Origin of the sequence: Salmonella sp. SAL4457 (assembly GCF_046548235.1) — a bacterium.
Taxonomy (GTDB): Bacteria; Pseudomonadota; Gammaproteobacteria; order Enterobacterales; family Enterobacteriaceae; genus Salmonella; species Salmonella enterica.
The window spans coordinates 408,175-420,682 of sequence record NZ_JBGDZO010000001.1; the positions used below are offsets into that span (position 1 = coordinate 408,175).

The following is a 12,508-nucleotide window of genomic DNA, read 5'->3' on the forward strand; positions in this document are numbered from 1 at the left end:
TTGACTAAAACAACTTGGTGTTGCGTGAACATTGATCCGGTCGTTCTGAAACCTTAACGGTATAAAATGAACGTCCCCGGATGACGAAAAGGGTAGAACATTGTTATTGCTTTTAGCGGTCATCACTCTTGATGAGTAATTCTTTATCAAAACGCGATTCCTTGAGCGCTTCCTTGACACGCTTCAAGTTATCTCTGAATTTTGCCCCGCGACGCAAAGTAAATCCCGTTGCCAGCACATCTATCACGGTCAGCTGAGCAAGTCGAGAGACCATGGGCATATAAATGTCTGTATCTTCCGGTACGTCGAGGGTAATGGCTAGCGTGGCTTCGCGCGCCAGCGGCGTTCCAGCGGAGGTCAGGGCGATCACCATCGCATCGTTTTCCCGTGCCAACTGCGCCAGTTCCACCAGGCTCTTGGTTCTGCCAGTATGCGAAATGAGCACGACGACGTCATCATCGCTACAATTCATACAACTCATCCGTTGCAGCACGATATCGTCGGAGTAAATCACCGGTACATTGAAGCGAAAAAACTTATTCATGGCGTCATGCGCGACCGCGGCGGAGGAACCAAGACCAAAAAAGGCGATTTTTTTTGCCTGGGTCAGTAAATCGACGGCGCGGTTGACGGCCGATTTATCCAGCGACTGGCGAACATGGTCGAGACTGGCCATAGCGGACTCGAAGATTTTTCCTGTATAGGCCTCGACGCTGTCATCTTCATCCACATTGCGATTAACATAGGGGGTGCCATTTGCCAGACTTTGCGCCAGATGCAGTTTAAAATCAGGAAAGCCGCGGGTATTCATGCTGCGACAGAAACGGTTCACCGTTGGCTCGCTAACGTTAGCTTCCTGGGCCAGCATGGCAATGCTTAAGTGAATCGATCTGCCTGGGGCGGCCAGAATAACATCGGCGACTTTTCGTTCAGATTTGCTTAAATGTTCCAGTTGAGACTGGACTTTTTCCAGCATATTCATGATTAGCAAGGCTCATGGGTATTAGCGATTTCAATGATGCGCGAAACCGAACGCGTTTTGTTAGATATTACTCCTGGCGGCTGTCAAAGGGGGCAAAATGGCTAAAAAAGGTGTCGTTTTTTTTCATTACATGACCGACGTCGGATTTTAAGTTCCAGCTTGTGTGGAAAAGCGACAATTTTATTAGGCGTTTTGCCGATTATATTGCCAATCAAACGCCGGTTCACCCATGAAAAGGCGTTTACGGTTTCCGTAATCTCGTAAAAGCAGTACAGTGCTGTGTAATAAAATTACAACGATATCCTGGCTAAAGTACCAGGAGATTAACTGAGGAGAATGACATGGCGGTAACGCAAACAGCCCAGGCATGTGACCTGGTCATTTTCGGCGCGAAAGGCGACCTGGCGCGCCGGAAACTGCTGCCTTCCCTGTATCAGCTTGAGAAAGCCGGCCAGATCCATCCGGATACCCGGATCATTGGGGTGGGGCGCGCGGACTGGGATAAAGAAGCTTATACCCACGTCGTGCGTGAGGCGCTGGAAACCTTCATGAAGGAAAAAATTGATGAAGGCTTGTGGGATACGCTGAGCGGCCGTCTGGATTTTTGTAATCTTGACGTTAACGATACGCCTGCGTTCAGTCGCCTGGGCGATATGCTGGATCAAAAAAACCGTACCACCATTAACTATTTTGCGATGCCGCCCAGCACCTTTGGCGCTATTTGCAAAGGGTTAGGGGAGGCTAAACTCAACGCCAAACCGGCGCGCGTCGTGATGGAAAAACCGTTGGGTACTTCGCTGGCGACCTCGCGTGAGATTAACGATCGGGTCGGCGAATACTTTGAAGAGTGCCAGGTATATCGTATCGACCACTATCTGGGTAAAGAAACGGTTCTCAACCTGCTGGCGCTGCGTTTTGCCAACTCGTTATTCGTTAATAACTGGGATAACCGCACTATCGATCACGTTGAGATTACCGTAGCGGAAGAGGTGGGGATTGAAGGGCGCTGGGGATACTTTGACCAGGCCGGTCAGATGCGCGATATGATCCAGAACCACTTGCTGCAAATTCTCTGCATGATTGCCATGTCACCGCCGTCTGACCTGAGCGCCGACAGTATTCGCGATGAAAAAGTCAAAGTGTTGAAATCGCTGCGCCGTATTGATCGCTCCAACGTGCGTGAAAAAACGGTTCGTGGTCAATACACCGCTGGCTTTGCGCAGGGTCAAAAGGTGCCGGGCTATCTGGAAGAAGAGGGCGCGAATAAAAGCAGCAACACCGAAACGTTCGTCGCGATCCGCGTCGACATCGATAACTGGCGTTGGGCGGGCGTGCCATTCTATCTGCGTACCGGCAAGCGTCTGCCAACTAAGTGCTCTGAAGTCGTGGTTTATTTCAAGACGCCTGAACTGAATCTCTTTAAAGAGTCCTGGCAAGACCTGCCGCAGAACAAATTGACGATTCGCCTGCAGCCGGATGAAGGCGTAGATATTCAGGTGCTTAACAAAGTACCGGGGCTGGATCATAAGCATAATCTGCAGATCACGAAGCTTGATCTGAGCTACTCCGAGACCTTTAATCAGACGCACCTGGCGGATGCATATGAGCGCCTGCTGCTGGAAACGATGCGTGGCATTCAGGCGCTGTTTGTCCGCCGTGACGAAGTGGAAGAAGCCTGGAAGTGGGTGGACTCCATTACCGAAGCATGGGCGATGGACAACGACGCGCCGAAGCCGTATCAGGCGGGCACCTGGGGACCGGTAGCGTCCGTGGCGATGATTACCCGTGACGGTCGTTCGTGGAATGAGTTTGAGTAAATTTGCCACTCACTCTTAGGTGGTATTTTACCGGTAACATGATCTAACACAGATTGTAGAATCATTTTTGCACTTTTAAGCCTCGTGTGGATTCACCTGCGAGGCTTTTTTTATTACACTGCCTGAAACGATTTTGCCCCATTATCACCGGACATCATGTATTTCACTGTCTTTCCACATTGATGAAACGCATGGTAAACCCGGTAGCCGGACAGATAAATTTCAGGAGCCTCTATGAATCCTAATTTGTTACGCGTAACACAGCGCATTGTCGAACGCTCGCAGCAGACCCGAAAAGCCTATCTTGCCCGCATTGAGCAGGCGAAAACCGCCACGGTCCACCGATCTCAACTGGCCTGCGGCAACCTGGCGCATGGCTTCGCCGCCTGTCAGCCAGAGGACAAAGCCTCGCTGAAAAGTATGTTGCGCAATAATATCGCCATTATTACCTCCTACAATGACATGCTCTCTGCGCATCAACCGTATGAACATTATCCGCAGATTATTCGTCAGGCCCTGCATTCCGTGAATGCGGTAGGTCAGGTCGCAGGCGGCGTACCGGCAATGTGCGATGGCGTTACACAAGGGCAGGATGGCATGGAGTTGTCATTACTCAGCCGTGAAGTGATAGCGATGTCGGCAGCAGTAGGCCTTTCTCACAATATGTTTGACGGCGCGTTATTCCTCGGCGTATGCGACAAAATCGTTCCGGGGCTGGCGATGGCCGCGCTCTCTTTTGGTCATTTACCCGCGATTTTTGTTCCGTCAGGCCCGATGGCGAGCGGCCTGCCGAATAAAGAAAAAGTCCGTATTCGTCAGCTATATGCGGAAGGAAAAGTAGACAGAATGGCGCTGCTGGAGTCAGAAGCCGCCTCTTACCATGCGCCGGGCACCTGTACATTTTACGGCACCGCCAACACCAACCAGATGGTGGTGGAGTTTATGGGAATGCAGTTGCCGGGTTCCTCGTTTGTGCATCCGGATGCGCCGCTGCGCGAGGCATTGACTGCCGCTGCCGCACGTCAGGTAACACGTCTTACCGGCAACGGCAATACGTGGATGCCGCTCGGTAAAATGATCGACGAAAAAGTTGTGGTGAACGGCATTGTCGCGCTGCTGGCTACCGGCGGCTCGACCAACCACACCATGCATCTGGTTGCAATGGCGCGCGCGGCGGGCATTCTGATCAACTGGGATGACTTCTCGGATTTGTCGGAAGTGGTTCCGTTGATGGCGCGTCTGTACCCGAACGGTCCGGCGGACATTAACCACTTCCAGGCGGCGGGCGGTGTACCGGTATTGATGCGTGAGCTGCTCAATGCCGGATTGCTGCACGAAGACGTTAATACTGTCGCAGGCTTCGGCCTGAAACGCTATACGCTGGAGCCCTGGCTCAACAACGGCGAGCTGGACTGGCGTGAAGGCGCGGAAAGGTCACTGGATAACGATGTCATTGCCTCTTTTGATAAGCCGTTCTCTCCTCACGGCGGTACTAAGGTGCTAAGCGGTAATCTGGGACGCGCAGTAATGAAGACGTCTGCGGTACCGGTTGAAAACCAGATCATTGAAGCGCCTGCCATGGTATTTGAAAGTCAGCATGATGTGCTGCCTGCGTTTGACGCGGGTCTGCTTGATCGGGATTGTGTTGTTGTCGTGCGTCATCAGGGACCAAAAGCGAATGGAATGCCAGAATTACATAAACTCATGCCGCCACTTGGTGTATTATTGGACCGCCGTTTCAAAATCGCGTTAGTTACTGATGGACGACTTTCAGGCGCTTCGGGTAAAGTGCCTTCAGCTATCCACGTAACGCCGGAAGCCTACGATGGCGGCTTACTGGCAAAAGTGCGCGATGGCGACATCATTCGCGTGAATGGGCAGACAGGTGAGTTAACTCTGCTGGTCGACGAGGCGGAACTTGCCGCTCGTCAGCCTCATATTCCGGACCTGAGCGCGTCGCGCGTCGGAACGGGGCGTGAGTTGTTTGGCGCGCTGCGCGAAAAGCTGTCGGGTGCGGAGCAGGGCGCAACCTGTATCACTTTTTAAGATGACACACTAGTAATCAGGCGAGAGAAGAATTCCGATGAAAAACTGGAAAACAAGTGCAGAAGCAATCCTGACCACCGGCCCGGTTGTCCCGGTCATTGTAGTCAATAAACTGGAGCACGCGGTGCCGATGGCTAAAGCGCTGGTGGCCGGGGGCGTTCGCGTTCTGGAAGTGACTTTACGTACGGCCTGCGCGATGGATGCAATTCGCGCTATCGCTAAAGACGTGCCGGAAGCGATTGTCGGCGCCGGAACCGTTCTCAATCCGCAGCAGTTGGCGGAGGTGACGGAAGCGGGCGCGCAATTTGCGATTAGTCCGGGACTGACTGAGCCACTGCTGAAAGCCGCGACGGCAGGCACTATCCCATTGATTCCCGGTATTAGCACCGTTTCTGAACTGATGTTGGGCATGGACTATGGTCTGAAAGAGTTCAAATTCTTCCCGGCGGAAGCGAATGGCGGCACTAAAGCGTTGCAGGCGATTGCCGGCCCGTTCTCTCAGGTACGTTTCTGCCCAACCGGCGGCATCTCTCCGGCAAACTATCGTGACTATCTGGCGCTGAAAAGCGTGTTGTGCATCGGCGGTTCCTGGCTGGTGCCGGCCGACGCGCTGGAAGCGGGTGATTACGATCGCATCACCAAACTGGCGCGCGAAGCGGTAGAAGGCGCGAAGCAGTAAGCCGTTAAATGCCCGATGGCGCTTGCTTATCGGGCTTACGAGTGGCGATCAGGCAGGTCTGATAAAAATGCGCTAACGTCGCCATCAGGCGATGGCGCATTAGCCTTTTACCGTCACGCGGCTGGCGGCCTTTTTCGCTCTTATCACCGCTTCTTCAACGTTTTCACCTGTCGCTAACGCTACACCAAGACGACGAGTGCCGTCGATCTCAGGCTTACCAAACAGCCGTACCTGTACTCCGGCTCCTACCGCCGCGTGTACATTATCAAACGTCACATTTTGACTGGTAAGCTGCGGCAGAATCACGGCCGAGGCAGCGGGACCATACTGGCGAATAGCGCCTACGGGCATTCCCAGAAAGGCGCGCACATGCAGCGCAAACTCAGAGAGATCCTGAGAAATCAACGTGACCATTCCGGTATCGTGCGGGCGAGGGGAGACTTCGCTGAAAATGACTTCATCGCCACAGACGAAGAGTTCAACGCCGAACAGACCATGACCGCCTAACGCCAGTACCACATGACGAGCAATCTCTTGCGCCCGCTTCAGCGCCAGTTCGCTCATCTGCTGTGGCTGCCAGGATTCGCGATAGTCACCATCTTGCTGACGATGACCGACCGGCGCGCAGAAATGCACGCCATCGACGGCGCTAACGGTGAGCAGCGTAATTTCAAAATCAAATTTAACCACGCCTTCCACAATCACGCGACCCGCGCCAGCGCGTCCGCCCTGTTGAGCATACTCCCATGCCTGCGCGAGCTGTTCGGCCGAGCGGATAAAGCTCTGGCCTTTGCCGGAAGAGCTCATGACCGGTTTGACGATGCAAGGAAAACCCACTGCGGCTACCGCATCATGAAAACTGGCCTCACTGTCGGCAAAGCGATACGTCGATGTCGGCAGTCCTAATTCTTCTGCGGCCAGGCGACGGATCCCTTCGCGGTTCATCGTGAGCTGCGTTGCACGGGCGCAAGGCACGACATTCAGCCCTTCGCCCTCCAGCTCGCGCAGCGTATCGGTGGCGATCGCTTCTATTTCCGGCACGATATAATGCGGTTTTTCCTCTGTAATCACATGACGTAGCGCCTCGCCGTCCAGCATATTAATGACGTGTGAACGGTGAGCCACATGCATGGCGGGAGCATCAGGATAGCGATCGACGGCGATAACCTCGATCCCCAGGCGTTGGCATTCAATCGCCACCTCTTTTCCTAATTCTCCTGCCCCTAATAACATCACTCGCGTTGCTGCCGGACGCAGCGCAGTGCCTAATAGCGTCATATTTCTGTCCCCTTATTTACCTGCGCGCAGTATATACGAAAACGTTTGCGTATGTCTTTTCGAATAAATTGCTTTTCTTGCTGCCTTGCAATATACTGTATATAAACACAGGTAAATAAGGGGCTGCAAAATGGCGGTTGAAGTTAAATACGTAGTCATTCGCGAGGGTGAGGAGAAGATGTCATTTACCAGTAAAAAGGAAGCCGACGCCTGGGACAAAATGCTCGATACTGCCGATCTTCTTGATACCTGGCTTGAGCAGTCGCCAGTCGTGCTGGAAGATGGGCAGCGCGAGGCGTTGTCGCTGTGGCTGGCGGAACATAAAGAGGTGTTAAGTACTATCCTCAAAACCGGTAAGTTGCCTTCTCCGCAGGCGGTTGAAAAGGACGCCGCGAGTAAAACGAAAAAGCAAGCCGCCTGAACCCGTACTTGCGCTCCCGGCGTTTTGTACCATGCTTTTCCTGAATCATTGTGCTAAGGAGAAAAGTATGAATAAAAGAGGAGCGTTGTTGAGCCTGCTACTGTTATCCGCCAGCGTATCGGCATTTGCGGCATCCACCGAGAGTAAATCGGTTAAGTTTCCGCAGTGTGAAGGGCTGGATGCCGCCGGGATTGCGGCAAGCGTGAAGCGCGACTACCAGCAAAATCGTATCGTGCGGTGGGCCGACGACCAAAAAAAGGTCGGGCAGGCTGACCCGGTCGCGTGGGTTAATGTGCAGGACGTTGTAGGTCAAAATGATAAATGGACAGTTCCGCTAACTGTTCGCGGTAAAAGCGCCGATATTCATTATCAGGTCATCATTGATTGCAAAGCCGGCAAGGCGGAATATAAGCCCCGCTAGCAGCGTAATTTGCGCTTCTTTTGCCGGAACAGACAATTCCTGACATCCCCTCAGGTACGCTTGACCATTATTGGTCTGTATTTGAGGGGTACTATGGCTAACTGGTTGAACCAATTACAATCACTTCTTGGGCAAAAAGGCGCTTCTGCATCGCCTTCCGGTGAACAGGGGTTAAATAAACTGCTGGTTCCCGGCGCGCTGGGCGGTCTGGCTGGACTGTTGGTCGCCAATAAGTCTTCGCGCAAATTATTAACCAAATACGGTACTGGCGCTTTGCTGGTGGGCGGCGGCGCGGTGGCGGGTTCCGTATTGTGGAATAAGTACAAAGATAAAGTACGCGCTGCGCATCAGGGGGAGCCGCAATTCGGCAGCCAAAGTACGCCGCTGGATGTTCGCACTGAGCGACTGATCCTGGCACTGGTTTTTGCTGCAAAAAGCGATGGGCATATTGATGCCAAAGAACGCGCGGCGATTGAGCACCAACTGCGAGAATCAGGTGTGGAAGAGCAAGGGCGTGTGTTTATCGAGAAAGCTATTGAGCAGCCGCTTGATCCACAACGTCTGGCACAGGGCGTTCGCAATGAAGAAGAAGCTCTGGAACTCTACTTCCTGAGCTGTGCCGCCATTGATATTGACCACTTTATGGAACGTAGCTATCTGAATGCGTTAGGAGACGCGCTAAAAATTCCTCAAGAGGTTCGGGACGGTATCGAGCAGGACTTGCAGCAGCAAAAACAAGCGCTACCAGGCTGATAACCTGCCATTAAGTAACATGTTTCGCTTGCATCATGCGTGTCTTTTGCCACCCTTATAGGATGGATAGTTTACGTCATTCATGTTGCAAGATAGCGGCGAAGCAGTGACATCTCAGGCGCTTACCGAGGTGAGCGGACCGGGACTACCATGCTAAGCCGCTGTGTTTGCCGCGTGATATATAACAAATATTAACGCAAAAGAAAAAACGACATGTTGCCAAAAGCCAATCGAATTCCCTATGCCATGACCGTACATGGCGATACGCGCATTGATAATTATTACTGGCTGCGAGATGACACTCGCTCGCAGCCGGAAGTCCTTGATTACCTGCATCAGGAAAATGAGTATGGCCGGAAGGTCATGTCCTCTCAGCAGGCGTTACAGGACCGCATTCTAAAAGAAATTATCGATCGCATCCCGCCCAGAGAAGTTTCCGCTCCGTATGTGAAAAATGGCTATCGCTACCGTTATATCTATGAACCCGGCTGCGAATATGCCATCTATCAACGACAATCGGCGTTAAGCGAAGAGTGGGATGTGTGGGAAACCTTGCTCGATGCGAACCAGCGGGCCGCGCACAGCGAATTTTATACGCTCGGCGGACTTGCCATTACGCCGGATAATACCATCATGGCGCTGGCAGAAGATTATTTATCCCGTCGTCAGTATGGGTTGCGTTTTCGTAACCTCGAAAGCGGTAACTGGTATCCGGAACTGCTGGATAACGTTGCGCCTGAATTTGTCTGGGCCAATGATTCCCTGACCCTTTACTATGTGCGTAAGCATAAGAAGACGCTGCTGCCCTATCAGGTTTGGCGGCACACGATTGGCACTCCGTCATCGCAAGATGAACTGGTATATGAAGAGAAAGACGACACCTTTTATGTCAGCCTGCATAAAACCACTTCGCAGCATTATGTGGTAATTCATCTTGCCAGCGCCACCACTAGCGAAGTGCTATTACTTGACGCGGAACTGGCCGATGCCGAGCCGTTTTCATTCTTACCGCGCCGCAAAGACCACGAATATAGTCTCGATCACTATCAACATAAGTTTTACCTGCGCTCTAACCGGAACGGTAAAAACTTTGGGTTGTACCGTACCCGCGTGCGCAATGAAAACGCCTGGGAAGAGCTGATCCCTCCGCGCGAGCATATTATGCTGGAAGGGTTTACCCTGTTTACCGACTGGTTAGTGGTCGAAGAGCGTCAACGGGGGCTTACCAGCCTGCGGCAAATTAACCGTAAAACCCGTGAAGTGATAGGCATTGCCTTTGACGATCCGGCTTACGTGACGTGGCTTGCCTATAATCCCGAACCTGAGACCTCCCGGCTGCGTTACGGCTATTCTTCAATGACGACGCCAGATACCTTGTTTGAACTGGATATGGATACCGGAGAACGACGGATACTTAAACAGACGGAAGTGCCTGGGTTTGATTCTGGCTGTTATCAGAGCGAACACCTGTGGATCACCGCACGCGACGGCGTCGAAGTGCCGGTATCGCTGGTTTATCATCAGAAGTATTTTCGTAAAGGGCAAAATCCGCTTCTGGTTTACGGCTACGGATCTTACGGTTCCAGTATTGACGCCGACTTCAGCAGCAGCCGACTGAGCTTGCTGGATCGTGGCTTTGTTTACGCAATCGTACACGTTCGCGGCGGCGGTGAGCTGGGACAGCAGTGGTATGAAGATGGCAAATTCCTCAAAAAGCGGAATACTTTTAATGACTATCTTGATGCCTGCGATGCCTTATTAAAACTGGGTTACGGTTCACCGTCGCTGTGTTATGGGATGGGCGGGAGCGCGGGCGGAATGCTAATGGGCGTCGCTATCAACGAACGCCCCGAGCTTTTCCACGGCGTTATTGCCCAGGTGCCCTTTGTTGATGTATTAACCACGATGCTGGATGAGTCGATCCCATTAACGACAGGGGAGTTTGAAGAGTGGGGGAACCCGCAGGATATTGAGTATTATGACTATATGAAAAGCTATAGTCCTTATGACAATGTCAAAGCGCAGGACTATCCGCACCTGCTGGTGACGACAGGATTGCACGATTCCCAGGTGCAATACTGGGAACCGGCGAAGTGGGTGGCAAAATTACGCGAGCTAAAAACGGACCAATGTCTGCTGCTGTTATGTACGGATATGGACTCCGGGCACGGTGGTAAGTCGGGGCGGTTTAAATCCTACGAAGGCGTCGCGCTGGAGTTCGCCTTTTTAATCGGCCTGGCGCAGGGAACCTTACATAGCGCATAGACGCGCGCGCCCGCAACGGCTTGTGAGCGTCGCGGGTTATTGTGGTGTTCCATTGCTGCGTTGCTCGCCAGCCTGAACATCGTCCAGGTAGTGTTTAAGCGTCAGGCGAAGTTCCGGGCTCATATTATCAAGGTTATTAAAAAGCCAGCGTAAATAGCCCGGATCGCGTTTTGCGACTTCAGATACCGCCTTACCGCGGTATTTACCGAACGAGAAAGTGGTTAACAGCGCAGGACGGCCCGTGATATTGACCATCTCTTCCGCGGTCCAGCCGGTGGTTCGCATAATATCAATCAGCAAGGCGGCGGTGATATAGCAATCATAAAGCGCCCGGTGATGATGCAGCCCCGGTGGCGTTTGTACGCTTAGTTTGCGCGATTTATAGAGCGCCATATTGCTGTATTTTATTCCCGGCCACAGGCGTCGCGACAACTTCATGGTACAGATCCACTCACCCGGCAATTCAGGTAATACGCGTCTGTCGAAACTGGCATTGTGAGCGACATACCACTCACTACCGTAATAAAGCGGTATGACATCTTCAATCCACGGCTTATCGGCGACCATGGCTTCGGTAATACGGTGTATCGCCATCGCCTGCGGCGTAATAGGGCGATCGGGGCGTATCAGGTGACTCATGGGATTGACAATGTTGCCATCAATGACATCTACAGAGGCTATCTCTACGATCCCGCCCTGCAGCCCGCAGGTTTCCGTGTCTATAATCCGCAACATGATTCATTCCTCACCGAAAGACCTTAGCGTAATGGAATGATATCGCCTTGCCAACCCTCCGTTGTGCGCAGGCCCGTCAGTAATAGCGAACCGCAATCGGCACGAACAATAAGTTGCCCGCTTTCATCCCACAGCGCGCTACTGCCACAGGCATTGGCCATCAGTACGGCCAGCGCATATTTATGCGAAAAACGTTGTAAGCGTGAGGTAGAAGCATGTAGTTCAGGTTCGTTAAGACATTGACTGGTTGTGAATAACGTAAATGAGGGATCTATATCACCACCTTCTGGCTGCTCATCCACCACGTTGATAGCGCTTCGCTGCCTGGCAATACAGGCGCCATGACTTTTGTGAAACATGAGCGGCGACGCTAGCCATGGGGCAAAAATAGCGATGCCTTTTACGAAGCGGCAGTTATGCTCAACAGGCATACCCACAATGATAGTCATATGGTGGGTATCGGCCGCATGAGTGAGCGGCTGTAAAAGCGCCTCGTCAGGCGGGGCGGGCAACGATTTATTCCTTTCGTCGCAGCCTAATAGCGACAGTGACGGAAAGACCAGCAGTTCGCACTGTTGACGAGCCGCAAGCTCAATATATTCCAGATGATGGGCGACATGCTCCGCCGGCGAGGCGTTCAGGGGCGCATACTGCGCAGCAGCAATTTTCCAGGAGGACATAATGACTTCCTTTTCATAGTCTCTACAGCCATTCTAAAAAGCATAGGTTAAGAATCGCCTTATAATGTAGTCGTCTGCATGTAAGGAAGTGTAACGTTATATAATTTTTATTTAACTTTGGGTTCGTAAGGGAGTCGGGATAGTGATACGGAAGCCAGACGATGGGCAATCAGCCGCTCGCGAAACCAGGCGCGTAGATGCTCTGGCTGCTCACGTTCGACCGCCTCCGCGACAACTGGCATATTGTAGCGCTCTTTAAATGCCACCCCGGCAGCCGCCAGGTCCACATTGACTTTATCCATTTCCGCTTGTTCAAGCTGAGCCAGATTTGTTTTCATACGTGTCTCCTTTTTTGTTGCCGCCAGAAGGTACTAAGAGTCCGCGGTAATGGCAAGATGGAAATGATGATCCTCGACTCATTGATTGTTGAA

Annotated in this window: 12 protein-coding genes; 7 read left to right on the forward strand and 5 right to left on the reverse strand. The window is 52.3% G+C overall.

Features of this window, described 5'->3' with window-relative positions:
* Positions 1–112: 112 nt before the first annotated feature.
* Positions 113–982, reverse strand: coding sequence for a MurR/RpiR family transcriptional regulator (locus ACLJNW_RS02155; protein ID WP_001056720.1), 870 nt, complete (start codon positions 980–982; stop codon positions 113–115).
* 341 nt (positions 983–1,323) lie between these two features.
* On the opposite strand from ACLJNW_RS02155, the gene zwf reads away from it, so the two are divergent.
* The 3 genes from zwf to kdgA all read left to right on the forward strand — a co-directional run bounded on the left by zwf (position 1,324) and on the right by kdgA (position 5,524).
* Positions 1,324–2,799: a glucose-6-phosphate dehydrogenase gene (gene zwf / locus ACLJNW_RS02160; RefSeq protein WP_000301711.1), complete on the forward strand. Its 1,476-nt coding sequence runs from the start codon at positions 1,324–1,326 to the stop codon at positions 2,797–2,799.
* A gap of 234 nt (positions 2,800–3,033) precedes the next feature.
* Positions 3,034–4,845 (forward strand): phosphogluconate dehydratase, encoded by a 1,812-nt coding sequence (gene edd, locus ACLJNW_RS02165; protein WP_001069124.1) that lies wholly within the window; start codon positions 3,034–3,036, stop codon positions 4,843–4,845.
* A 37-nt stretch (positions 4,846–4,882) separates the two neighbouring features.
* Complete coding sequence (kdgA, locus tag ACLJNW_RS02170) at positions 4,883–5,524, forward strand: bifunctional 4-hydroxy-2-oxoglutarate aldolase/2-dehydro-3-deoxy-phosphogluconate aldolase (protein ID WP_000800494.1); 642 nt, start codon at positions 4,883–4,885, stop codon at positions 5,522–5,524.
* A 99-nt stretch (positions 5,525–5,623) separates the two neighbouring features.
* Here the strand turns inward: kdgA and purT are convergent, their stop codons facing one another.
* The gene (gene purT / locus ACLJNW_RS02175; protein WP_000173430.1) at positions 5,624–6,802 is read right to left on the reverse strand and encodes a formate-dependent phosphoribosylglycinamide formyltransferase; all 1,179 of its coding nucleotides are present in this window, start codon (positions 6,800–6,802) and stop codon (positions 5,624–5,626) included.
* A 130-nt stretch (positions 6,803–6,932) separates the two neighbouring features.
* Between purT and yebG the strand changes: the two genes are divergently transcribed.
* The 4 genes from yebG (at position 6,933) to ptrB (ending at position 10,662) form a co-directional block, all read left to right on the forward strand.
* Positions 6,933–7,223, forward strand: a complete 291-nt coding sequence (gene yebG / locus ACLJNW_RS02180) for a DNA damage-inducible protein YebG (protein ID WP_000257723.1) — start codon at positions 6,933–6,935, stop codon at positions 7,221–7,223.
* 67 nt (positions 7,224–7,290) lie between these two features.
* Entirely contained in the window at positions 7,291–7,644 is a 354-nt protein-coding gene (yebF, locus tag ACLJNW_RS02185; RefSeq protein WP_023204510.1) for a protein YebF, read from the forward strand.
* A 93-nt stretch (positions 7,645–7,737) separates the two neighbouring features.
* Positions 7,738–8,397: a tellurite resistance TerB family protein gene (locus tag ACLJNW_RS02190; protein ID WP_000024709.1), complete on the forward strand. Its 660-nt coding sequence runs from the start codon at positions 7,738–7,740 to the stop codon at positions 8,395–8,397.
* Positions 8,398–8,610: 213 nt separating this feature from the next.
* On the forward strand, positions 8,611–10,662 hold the full coding sequence (gene ptrB / locus ACLJNW_RS02195) for an oligopeptidase B (RefSeq protein ID WP_023204511.1): 2,052 nt from the start codon (positions 8,611–8,613) through the stop codon (positions 10,660–10,662).
* A gap of 36 nt (positions 10,663–10,698) precedes the next feature.
* On the opposite strand, the gene exoX is transcribed toward ptrB, so the two are convergent.
* The 3 genes from exoX to ACLJNW_RS02210 all read right to left on the reverse strand — a co-directional run bounded on the left by exoX (position 10,699) and on the right by ACLJNW_RS02210 (position 12,415).
* Positions 10,699–11,397: an exodeoxyribonuclease X gene (exoX, locus tag ACLJNW_RS02200; protein WP_000944284.1), complete on the reverse strand. Its 699-nt coding sequence runs from the start codon at positions 11,395–11,397 to the stop codon at positions 10,699–10,701.
* Between the two features lie 23 nt (positions 11,398–11,420).
* Positions 11,421–12,077, reverse strand: coding sequence for a nitrilase-related carbon-nitrogen hydrolase (locus tag ACLJNW_RS02205; RefSeq protein ID WP_000100256.1), 657 nt, complete (start codon positions 12,075–12,077; stop codon positions 11,421–11,423).
* Between the two features lie 107 nt (positions 12,078–12,184).
* Positions 12,185–12,415 (reverse strand): DNA polymerase III subunit theta, encoded by a 231-nt coding sequence (locus ACLJNW_RS02210; protein ID WP_000856224.1) that lies wholly within the window; start codon positions 12,413–12,415, stop codon positions 12,185–12,187.
* Between the last annotated feature and the right edge of the window lie 93 nt (positions 12,416–12,508).

Coding starts and splice junctions, on each gene's coding strand:
- ACLJNW_RS02155 (WP_001056720.1), bottom strand. CDS start 982: ATGAATATGCTGGAAAAAGTCCAGTCTCAACTGGAACATTTAAGCAAA.
- zwf (WP_000301711.1), top strand. CDS start 1,324: ATGGCGGTAACGCAAACAGCCCAGGCATGTGACCTGGTCATTTTCGGC.
- edd (WP_001069124.1), top strand. CDS start 3,034: ATGAATCCTAATTTGTTACGCGTAACACAGCGCATTGTCGAACGCTCG.
- kdgA (WP_000800494.1), top strand. CDS start 4,883: ATGAAAAACTGGAAAACAAGTGCAGAAGCAATCCTGACCACCGGCCCG.
- purT (WP_000173430.1), bottom strand. CDS start 6,802: ATGACGCTATTAGGCACTGCGCTGCGTCCGGCAGCAACGCGAGTGATG.
- yebG (WP_000257723.1), top strand. CDS start 6,933: ATGGCGGTTGAAGTTAAATACGTAGTCATTCGCGAGGGTGAGGAGAAG.
- yebF (WP_023204510.1), top strand. CDS start 7,291: ATGAATAAAAGAGGAGCGTTGTTGAGCCTGCTACTGTTATCCGCCAGC.
- ACLJNW_RS02190 (WP_000024709.1), top strand. CDS start 7,738: ATGGCTAACTGGTTGAACCAATTACAATCACTTCTTGGGCAAAAAGGC.
- ptrB (WP_023204511.1), top strand. CDS start 8,611: ATGTTGCCAAAAGCCAATCGAATTCCCTATGCCATGACCGTACATGGC.
- exoX (WP_000944284.1), bottom strand. CDS start 11,397: ATGTTGCGGATTATAGACACGGAAACCTGCGGGCTGCAGGGCGGGATC.
- ACLJNW_RS02205 (WP_000100256.1), bottom strand. CDS start 12,077: ATGTCCTCCTGGAAAATTGCTGCTGCGCAGTATGCGCCCCTGAACGCC.
- ACLJNW_RS02210 (WP_000856224.1), bottom strand. CDS start 12,415: ATGAAAACAAATCTGGCTCAGCTTGAACAAGCGGAAATGGATAAAGTC.